Origin of the sequence: Microbacterium plantarum (assembly GCF_035231185.1) — a bacterium.
Lineage (GTDB): Bacteria > Actinomycetota > Actinomycetes > Actinomycetales > Microbacteriaceae > Microbacterium > Microbacterium plantarum.
Genome location: NZ_CP141117.1, coordinates 73,349 through 87,287 on the forward strand (window position 1 = coordinate 73,349; position 13,939 = coordinate 87,287).

General features: G+C 69.5%; 15 protein-coding genes. 9 read left to right on the top strand and 6 right to left on the bottom strand.

Going from position 1 to position 13,939, the window contains the following annotated elements; translation table 11 throughout:
* Positions 1-25 precede the first annotated feature (25 nt).
* From VC184_RS00380 to mnhG, 6 genes are read left to right on the top strand one after another with little or no spacing between them, the layout of a single operon-like run.
* Positions 26-2,938: a Na+/H+ antiporter subunit A gene (locus VC184_RS00380; RefSeq protein ID WP_274179061.1), complete on the top strand. Its 2,913-nt coding sequence runs from the start codon at positions 26-28 to the stop codon at positions 2,936-2,938.
* Positions 2,935-3,456 (top strand): Na(+)/H(+) antiporter subunit C, encoded by a 522-nt coding sequence (locus VC184_RS00385; protein WP_269266802.1) that lies wholly within the window; start codon positions 2,935-2,937, stop codon positions 3,454-3,456. The genes VC184_RS00380 and VC184_RS00385 overlap by 4 nt, the downstream gene beginning before the upstream one ends.
* Entirely contained in the window at positions 3,453-5,018 is a 1,566-nt protein-coding gene (locus VC184_RS00390) for a Na+/H+ antiporter subunit D (RefSeq protein WP_274179060.1), read from the top strand. Before VC184_RS00385 ends, VC184_RS00390 begins: the two co-directional genes overlap by 4 nt.
* Positions 5,019-5,020: 2 nt before the next feature.
* On the top strand, positions 5,021-5,584 hold the full coding sequence (locus VC184_RS00395) for a Na+/H+ antiporter subunit E (RefSeq protein ID WP_378718927.1): 564 nt from the start codon (positions 5,021-5,023) through the stop codon (positions 5,582-5,584).
* The gene (locus VC184_RS00400; protein ID WP_114587494.1) at positions 5,581-5,853 is read left to right on the top strand and encodes a monovalent cation/H+ antiporter complex subunit F; all 273 of its coding nucleotides are present in this window, start codon (positions 5,581-5,583) and stop codon (positions 5,851-5,853) included. Before VC184_RS00395 ends, VC184_RS00400 begins: the two co-directional genes overlap by 4 nt.
* The gene (gene mnhG, locus VC184_RS00405; protein ID WP_112615611.1) at positions 5,850-6,200 is read left to right on the top strand and encodes a monovalent cation/H(+) antiporter subunit G; all 351 of its coding nucleotides are present in this window, start codon (positions 5,850-5,852) and stop codon (positions 6,198-6,200) included. The genes VC184_RS00400 and mnhG overlap by 4 nt, the downstream gene beginning before the upstream one ends.
* A 4-nt stretch (positions 6,201-6,204) precedes the next feature.
* Here the strand turns inward: mnhG and VC184_RS00410 are convergent, their stop codons facing one another.
* The gene (locus VC184_RS00410; RefSeq protein WP_274179059.1) at positions 6,205-6,789 is read right to left on the bottom strand and encodes a TetR/AcrR family transcriptional regulator; all 585 of its coding nucleotides are present in this window, start codon (positions 6,787-6,789) and stop codon (positions 6,205-6,207) included.
* Between the two features lie 7 nt (positions 6,790-6,796).
* A complete protein-coding gene (locus VC184_RS00415; RefSeq protein ID WP_274179058.1) occupies positions 6,797-7,336 on the bottom strand; it encodes a hypothetical protein in 540 nt (179 codons plus the stop codon).
* Positions 7,337-7,445: 109 nt separating this feature from the next.
* Between VC184_RS00415 and VC184_RS00420 the strand changes: the two genes are divergently transcribed.
* Positions 7,446-8,744 (top strand): PP2C family protein-serine/threonine phosphatase, encoded by a 1,299-nt coding sequence (locus VC184_RS00420; RefSeq protein WP_274179057.1) that lies wholly within the window; start codon positions 7,446-7,448, stop codon positions 8,742-8,744.
* Between the two features lie 15 nt (positions 8,745-8,759).
* Here VC184_RS00420 and VC184_RS00425 read toward each other — a convergent pair whose 3' ends face one another.
* Both VC184_RS00425 and VC184_RS00430 read right to left on the bottom strand, forming a co-directional pair.
* Complete coding sequence (locus tag VC184_RS00425) at positions 8,760-9,773, bottom strand: glycoside hydrolase family 6 protein (RefSeq protein WP_274179056.1); 1,014 nt, start codon at positions 9,771-9,773, stop codon at positions 8,760-8,762.
* Positions 9,774-9,825: 52 nt separating this feature from the next.
* On the bottom strand, positions 9,826-10,566 hold the full coding sequence (locus VC184_RS00430; protein WP_274179055.1) for an alpha/beta fold hydrolase: 741 nt from the start codon (positions 10,564-10,566) through the stop codon (positions 9,826-9,828).
* A gap of 73 nt (positions 10,567-10,639) precedes the next feature.
* Here VC184_RS00430 and VC184_RS00435 point away from each other — a divergent pair, with 73 nt between their 5' ends.
* On the top strand, positions 10,640-11,341 hold the full coding sequence (locus VC184_RS00435; protein WP_274179054.1) for a helix-turn-helix transcriptional regulator: 702 nt from the start codon (positions 10,640-10,642) through the stop codon (positions 11,339-11,341).
* On the opposite strand, the gene VC184_RS00440 is transcribed toward VC184_RS00435, so the two are convergent.
* On the bottom strand, positions 11,327-11,995 hold the full coding sequence (locus VC184_RS00440) for a GntR family transcriptional regulator (RefSeq protein WP_274179053.1): 669 nt from the start codon (positions 11,993-11,995) through the stop codon (positions 11,327-11,329). The two genes, VC184_RS00435 and VC184_RS00440, sit on opposite strands and share 15 nt — an antisense overlap.
* 109 nt (positions 11,996-12,104) lie before the next feature.
* Here VC184_RS00440 and VC184_RS00445 point away from each other — a divergent pair, with 109 nt between their 5' ends.
* On the top strand, positions 12,105-13,253 hold the full coding sequence (locus VC184_RS00445; RefSeq protein WP_274179052.1) for a mandelate racemase/muconate lactonizing enzyme family protein: 1,149 nt from the start codon (positions 12,105-12,107) through the stop codon (positions 13,251-13,253).
* Between the two features lie 10 nt (positions 13,254-13,263).
* Here the strand turns inward: VC184_RS00445 and VC184_RS00450 are convergent, their stop codons facing one another.
* Positions 13,264-13,926, bottom strand: a complete 663-nt coding sequence (locus tag VC184_RS00450) for an HAD family hydrolase (protein WP_323986955.1) — start codon at positions 13,924-13,926, stop codon at positions 13,264-13,266.
* Positions 13,927-13,939 lie beyond the last annotated feature (13 nt).

Below are 13,939 nucleotides of genomic sequence, written 5' to 3' on the forward strand. Positions count from 1 at the left end.
ACCCCCCACGCCCAGAGGAGGCCTGTTGCTGATCTTCCTCGGTGCGTTCGCGGTTCTTCCGTTGGTTCTGCCGTGGTTGATCAAGCGGATCGGCGCCCGCGCATTCTTCGTCGCAGCACTCCTGCCCATCGCAGCGTTCGTCGACGCGGCCCGTCGCGCTCCTGAGGTTCTGAGCGGAGGCATTCCGTTCGAGTCATACGCCTGGATCCCTCAGCTCGACATCGCTCTGTCGATGCGGATGGACACCCTCGCGTGGATCATGACGCTCATCGTCACCGGCGTCGGTGCGCTCGTGATGATCTACTGCCGCTGGTACTTCGACGGCAAGAAGGTCGGCGTCGGGCAGTTCGCGGCCGTGCTGCTCGCCTTCGCCGGCGCCATGTACGGACTCGTTCTCACCGACGACATCGTCGTGCTGGTGATGTTCTGGGAGATCACGAGCGTTCTCTCCTACCTGCTCATCGGGTTCTACAACGGCCGAGGAGCGAGCCGCCGTGCGGCGCTCCAGGCGCTTCTGGTCACCACCCTCGGCGGTCTCGTGATGCTGATCGGCGTCGTGATGCTGGTCGTGCTCTACGGCACCACGAGCCTGAGCACGATCGTCTCCTCCCCAGCACCGGAAGGTGCGCTCCTCAGCATCGCGATTGCTCTCACGCTCGTCGGTGCCCTGAGCAAGTCGGCCATCTTCCCCTTCCACTTCTGGCTGCCCGGCGCCATGGCCGCGCCCACCCCGGTCAGCGCCTACCTCCACGCCGCAGCGATGGTGAAGGCCGGCATTTATCTGATCGCCCGTCTCGCGCCCGCCTTCGCGCACGAGGACCCGTGGCGTCCCATGGTCATCGGGCTCGGCGTTTTCACGATGCTGCTCGGAGGTCTGCAGGCCCTGCGCGAGTCCGACCTCAAGCGCATCCTCGCCTTCGGCACCGTCAGCCAGCTCGGCATGCTGACGGTCGTTCTCGGCTATGGCGAGCGCAACTCCGCCCTGGCCGGCCTGGCGCTGCTCGTCGGCCACGCGCTGTTCAAGTCGTCGCTGTTCCTCGTGGTCGGCGTCATCGACCGACAGCTGTCGACCCGCGACATCCGTGAGCTCTCGGGAGTGGGGCGCCAGGCGCCGACGCTCGCGGTCTTCTCGATCATCGCGATCGCCTCGATGGTGGGCGTGGCACCGACCATCGGCTTCGTCGCGAAGGAAGCCGCGCTCTCGTCGCTGCTCGAGGGGGGCACGGATCCGCTCGCCCTCGCACCGCTGATCGGCATCGTGCTCGGCTCGCTGCTCACCACGGCTTACGGCGCACGCTTCGTGTGGGGCGCGTTCTTCACGAAGAAGGATGCCGCAGGCGCGACTCTGCCTCGCACGGAGTGGCCCGATCCGCCGATCGGATTCCTCGCCGCCCCGGTGCTGCTGAGCGGCCTCACCGTCGTCGGGGGCATCGCCGCACCGTTGCTCGATGCCGCGTTCTCGGGCTACGCCGCCACGATGCCCGAGGCGGCGGGAGCCGACGGCTACGAGTACCACCTCGCCCTCTGGCACGGTTTCGAACCCGCGCTGTTCCTCTCGGTCGGCAGCATCCTCGCCGGTCTCGTGCTGTTCTGGTTCGTCGGGCGGCGCCCGGGCACGCAGCGTCGCTGGCTGCCCTTCACCGCCGTCGACGCCTACAACGGGACGGTTCGCGCCATCGTGCGGACCTCGGTGTGGACGACGTCGCTCACTCAGCGAGGGTCGCTTCCGGTCTACGTGGGCACGATCTTCGTCGTGTTCGTCGCGGCCGAGGGCACGGCGCTCATCGCGCACGGCGGCTGGCAGGCCGATCTCGCCGCGTGGCACTCGCCGATGCAGGTCTTCGTCGCGCCCATCATGATCATCGCGGGCATCATCGCGGTGCGGGCCCGCAAGCGTTACACCGGAGTCGTGCTCGTGTCGGTGACGGGGCTCGGCATGGTCGCGCTCTTCGCGTCGGCCGGTGCGCCCGACCTCGCGCTGACGCAGATTCTGGTCGAGACGGTCACGCTCATCGCCTTCGCGCTGGTGCTGCGCCGCATCCCCTCGCGGATGGGCGACCACAATGCCTCGGTCTGGCCGATCGGGCGCGCGCTGCTGGGCATCGGCGTCGGTGCGACGATGGCGCTCGTGGCGATCGTCGCGACCAGCGCCCGTGTCGCCGAGCCCATCTCGACCGCGTTCCCCGACCTCGCGTACGAGATCGGTCACGGCAAGAACGTCGTCAACGTCACCCTCGTCGACCTGCGCGGCTGGGACACGATGGGCGAGCTGTCGGTGCTGATCCTGGCGGCGACGGGTGTGGCCTCGCTCGTCTTCGTGACGCATCGCTCCGACACGCTCTCTCGTGCGATCTCGTCGCTGCCCACCGGCGCGCTGCGCACGCGCCGTCCGCTCGTCGAGACGTCAGAGGGGCCGCGGCCCCGCGCCGGATCGGGATCGTCGCGGCAGGCTTGGCTCGTGGGCGGGCAGAAGCTCCGCCCCGAGACGCGTTCGATCATGCTCGAGGTGATCGTCCGCATCCTGTTCCACACGATCATCGTCGTGTCGCTGTATCTGCTCTTCGCCGGCCACAATCTGCCGGGCGGCGGCTTCGCCGGCGGACTCGTCGCGGGGATGGCGCTCGTCATGCGCTACGTCGCGGGCGGACCGTACGAGCTCGGGGCTGCCGCTCCGACGGATGCCGGGCGACTGCTGGGCGTCGGGATGGCGCTGGCTGTCGGTACCGCGGTCGTGCCCCTCTTCTTCGGTGCGCCCGCCCTGACGAGCACGTTCTGGGAGGCGGAGCTGCCCGTTCTCGGCCACGTGGAGTTCGTCACCTCGACGATCTTCGACGTCGGCGTCTACCTCGTGGTCATCGGGCTCGTCCTCGACGTGCTCCGCTCGCTGGGCGCGGAAGTCGACCGGCAGCGCAAGGAGCGAGAGGAGCTCGCCCGATGAACGTCTCACTGATCCTGATCATCATCATGGGCGTGCTCTTCGCCGCCGGCGTCTACGCGATGCTCGAGCGCAGCCTCACCCGCGTGCTGATCGGCTTCCTGCTGCTCGGCAACGCGGCCAACCTGTTCCTCCTCGTCGTCATGGGGGCGCCCGGTGTCGCGCCGTTCTACGGCTCGGCCGATGACCCTGCCGAGTTCAGCGACCCGCTGCCGCAGGCGCTGACCCTCACGGCGATCGTCATCACCTTCGCCGTCTCGGCTTTCCTGCTCGCCCTGATCTACCGTTCCTGGCAGCTCGGTCAGGCCGACACGGTCGAGGATGACGAGGCCGACCTCGCCGTGCGCGATCGCATGGCCGAAGACGAGGAGGCGATGGAGCAGGAGATCACCGACGAAGACGACGACGCGACGACCGACTTCGTCGGCGACCAGACGTCACCCATCACCGTGCTGCACTCGCGCGACTTCGACGCGCTGCGCGACGACGCGCCCACCGATCGCCCCGGAGGAGACCGATGAGCGCCCTGGTTCCCCTCCTCGTGACGCTGCCCCTGCTGGGGGCCGCGGTCGCCCTCATCTTCGGTCGCCGCCGCCGCATCCAGGTCGGGGTCTCGATCGTCACGCTCACCGCGACGCTCGTGATCGCGGCGGTGCTGCTGAACGTCATCAACGCCACCGGCGTGCCGATCGCAGTCTCGGTCGGCGGGTGGCCGATCCCGTTCGGCATCGTGCTCTACGTCGACCGGCTGGCCGCGCTGCTGGTCGTCGTCTCGAGCGTCGTCCTGCTCGCGGTCCTGCTCTTCTCGGTCGGCCAGGGCGCCGCCGACGGTGACGATGAGACGCCGGTCTCGATCTTCCACCCGTCGTACCTCATCCTCTCGGCGGGCATCTTCAACGCCTTCATCGCGGGCGACCTGTTCAACCTGTACGTCGGATTCGAGATCCTGCTCGTCGCGTCGTACGTGCTCATCACGCTCGGGTCGACCGAGTCGCGCATCCGCACGGGCGTCGTCTACATCGTCGTCTCGCTGGTGTCGTCGATCCTGTTCCTGTCGGCGATCGCGGCGATCTACGGCGCGCTGGGCACCGTGAACATGGTGCAGCTCTCGCAGCGGATGACGGAGCTGCCGCAGGAGACGCAGCTCGTCCTGCACCTGCTGCTGCTGCTCGCGTTCAGCATCAAGGCCGCCGTCTTCCCGCTGTCGTTCTGGCTGCCCGACTCGTATCCGACGGCGCCCGCTCCCGTCACCGCGGTGTTCGCGGGGCTGCTGACGAAGGTCGGCGTGTACGCGATCATCCGCACCGAGACGGAGATCTTCCAGGACAACAGCGTCAACACGCTGCTGCTGATCGTCGCGCTGGCGACGATGATCGTCGGGGTGCTCGGCGCCGTCGCGCAGGCCGAGCTCAAACGCATCCTGTCGTTCACGCTGGTCAGCCACATCGGCTACATGATCTTCGGCCTCGCCATAGCCACGCCGGCCGCCGTCGGCGCGACGATCTACTACATCGTCCACCACATCGTCGTGCAGACGACCCTCTTCCTGGCGGTCGGTCTCGTTGAACGACGGGCCGGGTCGACCTCGATCCTGAAGGTGAAGGGCCTCATGCGCGCGGCGCCGCTGCTGGCCGTGCTCTACTTCATCCCGGCGATCAACCTCGGCGGTCTCCCGCCCTTCTCCGGCTTCATCGGCAAGTACGCGCTGTTCGACGCGGCCGCCGACGAGGGCAGTCCGCTGATGTACGTGCTGATCGTCGCGGGCATCATCACCTCGCTCCTCACGCTCTACGCCCTGATGCGCGCCTGGAACCTGTCGTTCTGGCGCGAGAAGGACGAGGTCGGAGAGGGCGAGAGCGAGACCGACGCGCGCATCGCCTACCTCGGGGATGCCGAAGGGGCCGACGTTCAGACCGAGAAGCGCGTCATCCCGCGCATCATGACGACCGCGACGGCCGGAATGGTCGCCGTCACGGTCGCGCTGACCGTGTTCGCCGGACCCCTGTACGACCTCTGCGCCGCCATCGGAGAATCGCTCCTGCAGCCGGTCACGATCAGTCAGCTCGAGCAGGAGGTGCAGTGATGATGGGCGACGCCAAACGCAACGCTGCGACCGCGCTCTGGCGACAGCTGCCGTTCTTCGTCTGGCTCGTCGCGCTGTGGATGCTGCTGTGGGGTCAGTTCACCGTGCTCGCGGCGCTGACCGGCATCGTGGTGGCCCTCTTCGTGACGCGCGTGTTCCGGCTGCCGCCGGTCGAGCTGTCGGGCCGGGTCAACATCTGGTGGGGCGTCGTCTTCTTCCTCGAGTTCCTCCTCTCGCTCGTCAAGGGATCGCTGCTGGTCGCCTGGCAGGTCATCGATCCGCGCCGTCAGCCGGGCGCCGCGATCATCGCCGTGCCGCTGCGCACCGATGACGACCTGATCATGACGCACGTCGCGGTGACGGCATCCCTCATCCCCGGCTCGCTGATCATCGACATCGACCGCGACCGCCGAATCCTGTACGTGCACGCCATCGGCATCCGCACGCAGGAGCAGCTCGAGCACCAGCGGCGCGAGATCCAACACTGGGAGGAGCGCATCGTCCGAGCGGTCGGATCGAAGGAACAGGCGCACCAGCTGTCGGACCTGCGGAGGGAGCGCTCATGACCTGGCTCGTCGTCGTCATCTCGGTCGTGTTCGCGGTGTCCGCGCTGCTGACGCTGTGGCGCATCATCGTCGGCCCGTCGATCCTCGACCGCGCGGTCGCCTCGGATGTGCTGCTGACGCTCGTGATCTGCGCGCTCGGCGCCGAGATGGCGATCAACCATCACACCCGCACCCTGCCCGTGCTGCTGATCGTCGCCGCGGTCGGCGTGTTCGGTTCGATCTCGATCGCGCGCTTCGTCGCGCGGAAGGACAACACGGACGCCTCATGAGCATCACCGACGTCATCGCCCTCGTGCTCGTCCTCATCGGGGCGCTGCTGTGCCTCACGGCGGCGATCGGGCTGCTGCGTTTCCGCGACGTACCCACCCGCCTTCACGCCGCCACGAAGCCCCAGGTCCTCGGCTTCATCCTCATCTGCATCGCCGTGGGGGTCTCGCTGCACTCGTGGCCGGTCGTGGCCTTCCTCGTGCCGGTGGCGCTGATCCAGCTCGCGACGGCGCCGCTGTCGGCCCACATGGTCGGACGTCAGGCGTACCGCAACAAGACGCTCGACGGTGAGTCGCTCTTCGTCGACGAGTTCGCCGACGCCCCGGCTCCGAGCGACACCCGCGACTGACCCGCTAACCGGCGAGCGAGTCGAGGTGACGGTCGAGCACCCGGTCGACATCGACGGCCGGCTCGGTCGACGACGTCCAGATGAGGTGCAGCGCCAGCCCGTCGAGGAGAGCGTGCAGGCGCTCCGTTTCGAGCACCGGATCGATGTCGGCGCCGAGACCTCCCGTCTCCCCGAGCTCGCTGATCACGGCGGCACAGACGCGATGGACGCCGTCGTGCAGCTCGCGGGCGTGGCCCTGCAAGCCGTCATCGGTGAGGGCGAGCCGGCTCAGCTGCAGCTGAACCAGGAGCTCGGTGCGCCGCGAATCGTCGAGCGGCAGCAGCTCGCGCATCCAGCGCATCGCCCGCTCGCGCCCCTGACCGGTCACGGCGAGCAGACGGGCCGTAACGTTCTGTTGGAGGCGCTCGAAGCAGAATCGGCGTAGCTCATCCTGCGTGGGGAACGCCCGACGAAAGGATGCCGTCGCGATTCCCGCCTCGTCGGCCACCCGCCGCACCGACAGCGCTGCGACCCCGTCGCGGGCGAGCACTCGGAACGCGGCCGCGGCGATCTCGTCGTTGCGGTGGTCGTGGTCGATCAGGCGGGGCATGTCATCATCATCCCGCAGCGACCGGAGCGCGCTTAGGCCACACGGAGTAGCTGATCGCCCAGAGCAGGTCGATTCCGACGATCACCCCGAGGATCGGGAAGAACCCGAGCAGCTCAGAGGTGCGGTCGGCGTCGCCGACGAGCAGGATGAGCCCGCCGAGGATCGCAGCCGCGATCGCGGCTGCGAGCAGCGTGCGCGGCACATCCTTCCAGCAGGCGATCGCGTATGCGGTGCCGTACAGCGCGGGGCGCGGCGCCGCGCCCCGGAAACGCGTGGCGACCTTCGCATCGGCCCAGGCGATCATCCGGTGTCCGTAGGCGACCGAGATGCCGATGTAGAGCGCCGCCAGCCCGTGGTGCCAGGAGGCCGTCCCGCCGCCGAGCAGATCGACCGCGACGAGCAGCAGCAGGACGAGGTCGATCAGTGGCGCGGCGAGGAGCAGCATCGCGCCGAGGCGGGGTCGGTTGAACGCGTAGCGGGCTACGAGGCCCGCGATGATCGCAACCCAGAATCCCACCTCGCAGGCGATGATGGCGGCCAGGATCATGGTCGAGTCCTCTCATTTCGGCGAATGGAGCGATGTTAGCACGCTCGTGTTACTAAAACCGGCGCCCTTTCGTCGCCCACCGAGGCCGGAAGTCGTATTGACTGAAGACATGACGCACGCCCCGCCTGACGCCCGGGTCTCATCCGTCGAGGCCGCTCCCGCGGTCGTGGTGCCCGTGCACCGATCGTGGGAGAACCTCGCGCGGCAGGCCATCGTCGCGGCGTTCGTCGTCGGAGCGGCCATCGCGAGCGCCGCCGTGCCGTGGCTCCCCGTGACGGATGCGGCGAGGATGTGGCAGGGAGCGGCGCTCGCCGTCGTGCTCCTCGTCCTCGGCGCGCTCATGGCGCGATGGCCGGCGCTGCGGCGTGCGGAGCTCGTCATCCCGATCGGCGACTTCATCGCGATCGGCCTGCTGCGGTTCGGCACGGGTGACACGCAATCGGTGTTCCTCGCGATCGTCGTCCTCCCCGTCATCTGGATCGCTGCCGGACCGGGGCGCTGGCGCATCGTGCTCCCGCTCGTCGGTGTGTGCGTCACGCTGCTGCTGCCGCTGGTGCTCGCGCCCGACCAGGTGCTCACCGTGAGCGAGCTCGTTCGACTGATCATCGCCGTACTCGTCTACGCTGCAGCGGGCGCCGTCGTGAACGAGCTGTCGCGCCGCTCGCTGCAGAAGCTCACGGCGTCGCAGTGGCACCGGCGTCTGGCCGAGGCCGAGGTGTCGCAGGCTGCCGTCGTCCAGCGGTCTCTGCAGCCGGTCGACGGGTCGGATCTGCCGGCGCGCTTCCGGGTGGCCGGCGCGTGCGTCCCGGCCCGCACCGTGGGCGGCGACTTCTACGACTGGTACGCCACCCCCGACGGCGGCACCGCCTTCACCCTCGGCGACGTCATGGGCAAGGGGGTCGGTCCCGGTATGATCGCCGCCGCCGTCCGCACGGTCATTCGGAGCAACGTCGACGATCCCGACCCCGCCGCCGCACTCCGCCGCGCCGCGATCGGTCTCAACACCGGTCCGACCGACACGATCGGAGCCCAGTTCACGACGTGCTTCCACGCGCGCATCAGCCCCGATGGGATGCTGCGGTGGGTCGATGCGGGTCACGGCCTCACCGTGATCCGTCGCGCGGACGGCACCAGCGAGTTCCTCCGCTCGGGCCACCTTCCGATCGGCGTCGGGACCAGCTGGACGAGCGATGAGCTCTCGTTGCGCCCCGGTGACAGCGTCATCAGCGTCAGCGACGGCGTACTCGATCTGTTCGGCGGATCGCTCGACTCCATCGACCGCTATCGCGACTTCGTCAGCAGCCGGCCCGATATCGACACCGTCGTCAGCGAACTCGTCGCTCGGGCCGCCGGAAGCGAACAGGAGGATGACGCCACCGTCATCGCCGTGACCTGGGGCACGGCCTGATCGCCGGCGTCGGCCTCAGAATGCGCGGTTCCGCACCAACTCGAGGGCGGCCTCTTCGTACCAGCTGCCCGCCGCGGGACCGCCGTTGCAGGTCCCGTCGCTCTCGCCGGGTCGCTTGATCCACAACAGCGCGTCGAGTCCGGAGCCATCCGCGCCGACGCTCGGCGGCGTCCCCAGGCCCACGCCGCTCGGGTTGCACCACGTGCCCTGCCACCCGCGACCGTTGCGCGACGTGTCGATGACGTACCGCGGGCTGCCGCCCAGCAATGCTCGCAGGCGCTCCGCGTACCGCTGCTCGTCGGCGGTCGGCGAGAAGTTCGACACGTTGGTGGAGAACCCGCGGCCGTCGAGGACGCCGGCATCCCGCAGCCGCTGCGCCATCGTCTCGGGCGGCACCCAGTTCGCGTTCCCCGCATCGATGTAGGCGGTGACGCCGGCCTCGGTGAGGGCACGGACGGCGTCGCGGATCAGCGTCGTCCGGGGCCCCTGACCCGCGCAGTCGCCGAGCATCGACAGGGCGTCGGGCTCGACGATCACGGCGGATGCCGTGCCGCGCAGCGTCTGAGCGATCAGCCGTGCCCACTCCCCATAGCGTTCGACCGGCAGCCCGCCTTGCGAGTACGCGGAGCAGTCGCGGGCAGGGATCGCGTACATGACGAACGTCGCCACCTTGTTCTGTGCGGCCGCCGCGGCGGTCTCCGCCCGCAGCACCTGCACGAGCTCGGCATCGCTGTACCATTCCCCGAGCCAGGTGGCGGTGGGCATGCGCGCGATCACGTCGAAGGCATCGGCCACCGCCGTGCGTCCCTGAGCTCGCGCGTCCGACGCCGCTTGGGCCGCAGCCGAATGGGTCGGCAGCGCGGCACCCCGAGCGAGCGGATTCGGGCCCGAGGTCGGGGCGACCGCTGGTCCGGCGCCGCGGCGCGCCTCCTCGTGCGCGCTCGCGGGCGCCGCATGCGCGACTCCGGCGGCGAAGGCGAGAGCGAGCACCGCCGCGAGCGCCGATGAGATCCGTGGAACGCTGCGCATGATCGACCTCCTTGCAACGGTGCCCCGAGACTACCGGGATGCCGCGCGCTCGTCAGCAGCCTCGTGCGACCTCCGCCCGGATGATGTCGGCGAGCTCGCGCGGCCTGCTCCACATCGGCCAGTGGCCCGTGGGGAGGTCGACGACGTCGACGTCCCGAAGCCGGGTGACCTCGGCGAACATGGGATGACCGCTCTCGGCCATCCGCATGACCTGCTCGCCGGAGATCGAGCAGCACACCAGGGTGGTCGGCACGGCGTAGCGGGCGCCATCGGTGAGGATCACTGGTTCCCGCACCACGGGTGCCGGCTCGGCGACCGCCCGAGCTCGGAACCGCGCCAGGACCTCGGGCTCGATGCCGTCGAGGCTCGCCTGCTGTGCGAGCTCGTCGAAGGGCGGCAACGGCAGCTCCGAGACGGCCTCCGGGAGTCCCGGTGCGAACGCGGCACCGCTCGCCATCGGGCCCGAATCCACCCACACCACACGTCGGACGAGTTCCGGATGCCGGTCGAGGATGATGCTCACCGGGCCGTTGGCGCCGCTGTGGGCGACCAGGACGGCTGGATCGTCCCGCGACGCTCCGAGCTCGTCGAGCGTGTCGCGGATCGCGCCGACCTGATCTTCGAGCGTGCGCGTCGCGTGCTCGGGGTCGTCGGCGTCGAGGCCCGGCAGGGTGAGCGCTCGTGCACGCGCGTCGATGGGGGAGAGATGGGCGGCGACATCGTCCCACGCCCAGGCGCCCAGCCAGTGGCCGGGAACGAGGACGAGTGGGGGAGGCGTGAAGTGATCGGTCATGAGATCAGCATCCGTCGCGCGTTGGACAACAGTGTGTCATCATCTATGTCATGAATTCGCCGCGGCTTCGACGATGAAGCGCGCGGAGCGCCTGCACGCCCTCGCCGAGACGCTGCGGCGCAGCGGGACGCGCGGTGTGTCGGCCGAGCGTCTGGCACGTGAGTTCGAGGTCTCGGTCCGGACGATCAAGCGCGATCTCGATGCACTCGAACGCAGCGGTGCGCCGATCTGGTCGCGGCCCGGTCCGGGCGGCGGCTATGGGGTCGCCGCCGGGTCCTCGCTCCCGCCCGTCAGCCTGTCGCCCTCCCAGGCGGTGGCACTGATGGCGGCCGTCGCCGCTGCGCCGGATGCGCCCTATGCCGACCTCGCGTCGGCCGCGGTGCGCAAGATCGTCGACGTGCTCGACCCCCGGACGCGGGAGCGCGCGGTCGACCTCGCCGGACGCGTCTGGGTCGACGGGGCGCCCGCGGCTTCGCGAGCCGTCCGATCAGCGCTCGAGGAGGCGATGCTCGAGCAGCGCGTCGTCCGCATCCGCTACACAGCCGAGAGCGGAGCCACCACCACGCGCGACGTCGAGCCGGTGCTGTTCGCGTCGAACGGCGGTCGGTGGTACCTCATCGGATGGTGTCGACTGCGCGACGCGATGCGGTGGTTCGCGGTCGATCGCGTCGAGCGGGCGCACGTCACGGCGGCGGAGTGCGAGGGCCACAGCGTCGCCGAGGTCGGGCAGCCGCCGGAGCACGCCCGACCGGTCAGCGGATCACGAACGGAGTGAGTCCGCGGGGTCGCCGAAGTGCGTGCGGATGTGCTCGCTGATGACGCGCCGGCCCTCGTCCTGGTCGCCGGCGCGCAGGGCATCGAGCAGTGCGCGGTGCTGCGCTCCCACGGCGTGCGGGTCGCTGTAGTACGACGCGTCGCGTCGGAAGTAGGCGCGCACGCGGGGCTGGATCGTCCGCCAGATCTGCAGGCAGTGCTGCTGGCCGGAGAGGATCACGATCGCTTCGTGGAACCGGGCGTCCTCGTCGGCGAGCCTCCCCAGGTCGCCGGCCGACGCCGCATCGTCCATGCTCTCGATGATGGTTGCCAGCATTGCGACATCCTCATCCGTGCACACCTCCATCGCCTTCGCGAAGGCGAAGCGCTCGAGGGCGAGGCGGACGGGGACGAGGACGTTCTCGATCTCCTCCTGCGAGACGCCCAGCACCTCGGTGCCGCGGTACGGGTAGGAGACCACGAGCCCCTCCTGCTCCAGCTGCCGGAGTGCTTCGCGGATGGGTGCGCGACTGGTCCCGAGCTGACTCGCGAGCTCGAGCTCGGTGAGCTTATGGCCGGGTGCCAGATCGCCCGAGGTGATGGCCTCTCGCAGCACGTCGGCGACCTGCTGACGACGGGAAGCGGTCGGGATCGGCGGAAGCGGGGAGGAGGTCACTCCGCCACCGTAGCAATCCGACGGTCGTTGTCGACAATGACCCGATCATGTCGGTACGGTAGTTGTCGACAATCGACAACGCGGTTCCCGTGTGAGGAAGGCGGATCAGATGAAGATCACCGAGATCAAGATGTGCGGACTGCGTGGTGCGACCCCGGAGGGCGGATGGACGCACGAGCACGGCCCCGACGACGTCATCCACACCCTGATCGCGGTGCACACCGACGAGGGCGTGATCGGCGTCGGCAGCTGCTACTCGAGCGAGGCCCTCGTCGGGGCTGCGCTCGAGCTCCTGACCCCGCTCGCCATCGGCGCGGACCCGCGCGAGCCCGAGCGCGTGAGCCAGACGCTGGCGGCCCATACCTTCTGGATGGGGAGAGGGGGCGCGGTCGCGCACGCCATCAGCGGGATCGACATCGCCCTGTGGGACATCCTGGGGCAGACGGCGGGACTTCCGGTGGGGATGCTGCTCGGGGGCGTCTACCGGTCGCGCGTACGACCGTATGCGTCGCTGCTGATCGAGGATCCTGCTCCGCTGCGCGACACGCTCCACGAGATCGCGGCCGACGGTTTCACCGCGTTCAAGATCGGGTGGGGCGGTTTCGGACGCCGCGACAGCCGATACGACGAGGATGTCGTCGCCACGGCGCGCGACGCGATCGGGCCGGATGCCCTGCTCGCCGTCGACGCCGGCGGATCGGATGGATTCTGGGCGGGCCGATCGGCGTGGGCGATCCGCACCTCGATGATGCTCGCCGATCACGACGTCGCGTGGTTCGAGGAGGCATTGGCGCCCGACGACATCGAGGGGTATGCCGCTCTGCGTGCCCGAGCCGGTGTACCGATCGCCGGCGGCGAGGTGCTGACCCGGCGCCAGGACTTCGCGAGATGCCTGCGGGCCGGGGCCTTCGACATCGTGCAGCCCGATACGACGAAGAGCGGCGGGCTCACCGAGTCACGCCGCGTCGCTTGGCTGGCCGAGGAGTTCGGGGTGCAGCTCATCCCGCACGGGTGGAACACAGCGATCGGGCTGAGCGCGGATCTGCATCTCGCGTCCGCCGTCGCCGGCACCGACCTCGTGGAGTACCGCACGGGCTCTGCTTATATCGACGGGCTGCTGGAGACGCCTCCCGAGCTCGACGCCGACGGCATGCTCGCCGTGCCCGAGGGGCCGGGGCTCGGCATCCGTCTCTCGCAGGAAGCCCTCGACCGATGGGGCACACGGCCCGATCTGCTTCGGCCGAGCGTGAGCCGGTGAGCGCCGCGGGTCAGCGAATGGCCACGTCGAGGATGAGCGTGCGCATGCCCGCGCGCGAGGCGGCCAGCGCGCCGACGGTGCTGTCTTCGATCGCGAGACACCGGTCGGCTGGAGCCGCGACGAGCGACGCGGCTCGACGGTAGAGGTCGGGGTGAGGCTTGGGGCGGTCTTGCGTTGTCCATCCCACCAGCGTCACTCCTGCCAGCAGGGGCAGCGCGCAGGAGACGGTGTATTGCAGCCGCTCCTGCGCGCTGTTGCTGACGATCGCGACGGGAATGTTCGCGCGGACGAGTTCGCGGGCGAGGCGGTAGGTCGGCTCGATGGGCTGCAGGCTCTCGTCGAAGGCTGTGCGCAGGCGCCGCCAGTACTCGGCATAGACGACCTCGGTCGGGGGCAGTGCGGGATTCGTGGTCCGCAGTGCCTCGAGGCGCTGCTCGAAGCTGAGGCCCTCCGCGTCGGCTCCCGGGGCTGCCACCACGCCCAGGTCGTCGGCGAGAGCGCCCCAGACGCGGTGGCCGATGGGCTCGGAGTCGACGAGGGTGCCGTCGCAGTCGAACATCACCGCGTCGATGTCCTGCCGTCGGACGCGACCGATCACGGCAGCGCCGAGGTCGTCGACGTGGATCCGCTCGGGGGCCATCGGGTCAGGTGCTCCGTCGGTGTCGACGTCCATCGTTCCACCACTC

Excerpts from the sequence above, each read along its gene's own strand:
- VC184_RS00435 (WP_274179054.1), top strand. The coding sequence starts at position 10,640 with ATGAAGCGCGCGGAGCGCCTGCACGCCCTCGCCGAGACGCTGCGGCGC.
- VC184_RS00420 (WP_274179057.1), top strand. The coding sequence starts at position 7,446 with ATGACGCACGCCCCGCCTGACGCCCGGGTCTCATCCGTCGAGGCCGCT.
- VC184_RS00410 (WP_274179059.1), bottom strand. The coding sequence starts at position 6,789 with ATGCCCCGCCTGATCGACCACGACCACCGCAACGACGAGATCGCCGCG.
- VC184_RS00425 (WP_274179056.1), bottom strand. The coding sequence starts at position 9,773 with ATGCGCAGCGTTCCACGGATCTCATCGGCGCTCGCGGCGGTGCTCGCT.
- VC184_RS00445 (WP_274179052.1), top strand. The coding sequence starts at position 12,105 with ATGAAGATCACCGAGATCAAGATGTGCGGACTGCGTGGTGCGACCCCG.
- VC184_RS00450 (WP_323986955.1), bottom strand. The coding sequence starts at position 13,926 with ATGGACGTCGACACCGACGGAGCACCTGACCCGATGGCCCCCGAGCGG.
- VC184_RS00395 (WP_378718927.1), top strand. The coding sequence starts at position 5,021 with ATGGGCGACGCCAAACGCAACGCTGCGACCGCGCTCTGGCGACAGCTG.
- VC184_RS00415 (WP_274179058.1), bottom strand. The coding sequence starts at position 7,336 with ATGATCCTGGCCGCCATCATCGCCTGCGAGGTGGGATTCTGGGTTGCG.
- mnhG (WP_112615611.1), top strand. The coding sequence starts at position 5,850 with ATGAGCATCACCGACGTCATCGCCCTCGTGCTCGTCCTCATCGGGGCG.
- VC184_RS00385 (WP_269266802.1), top strand. The coding sequence starts at position 2,935 with ATGAACGTCTCACTGATCCTGATCATCATCATGGGCGTGCTCTTCGCC.
- VC184_RS00390 (WP_274179060.1), top strand. The coding sequence starts at position 3,453 with ATGAGCGCCCTGGTTCCCCTCCTCGTGACGCTGCCCCTGCTGGGGGCC.
- VC184_RS00400 (WP_114587494.1), top strand. The coding sequence starts at position 5,581 with ATGACCTGGCTCGTCGTCGTCATCTCGGTCGTGTTCGCGGTGTCCGCG.
- VC184_RS00430 (WP_274179055.1), bottom strand. The coding sequence starts at position 10,566 with ATGACCGATCACTTCACGCCTCCCCCACTCGTCCTCGTTCCCGGCCAC.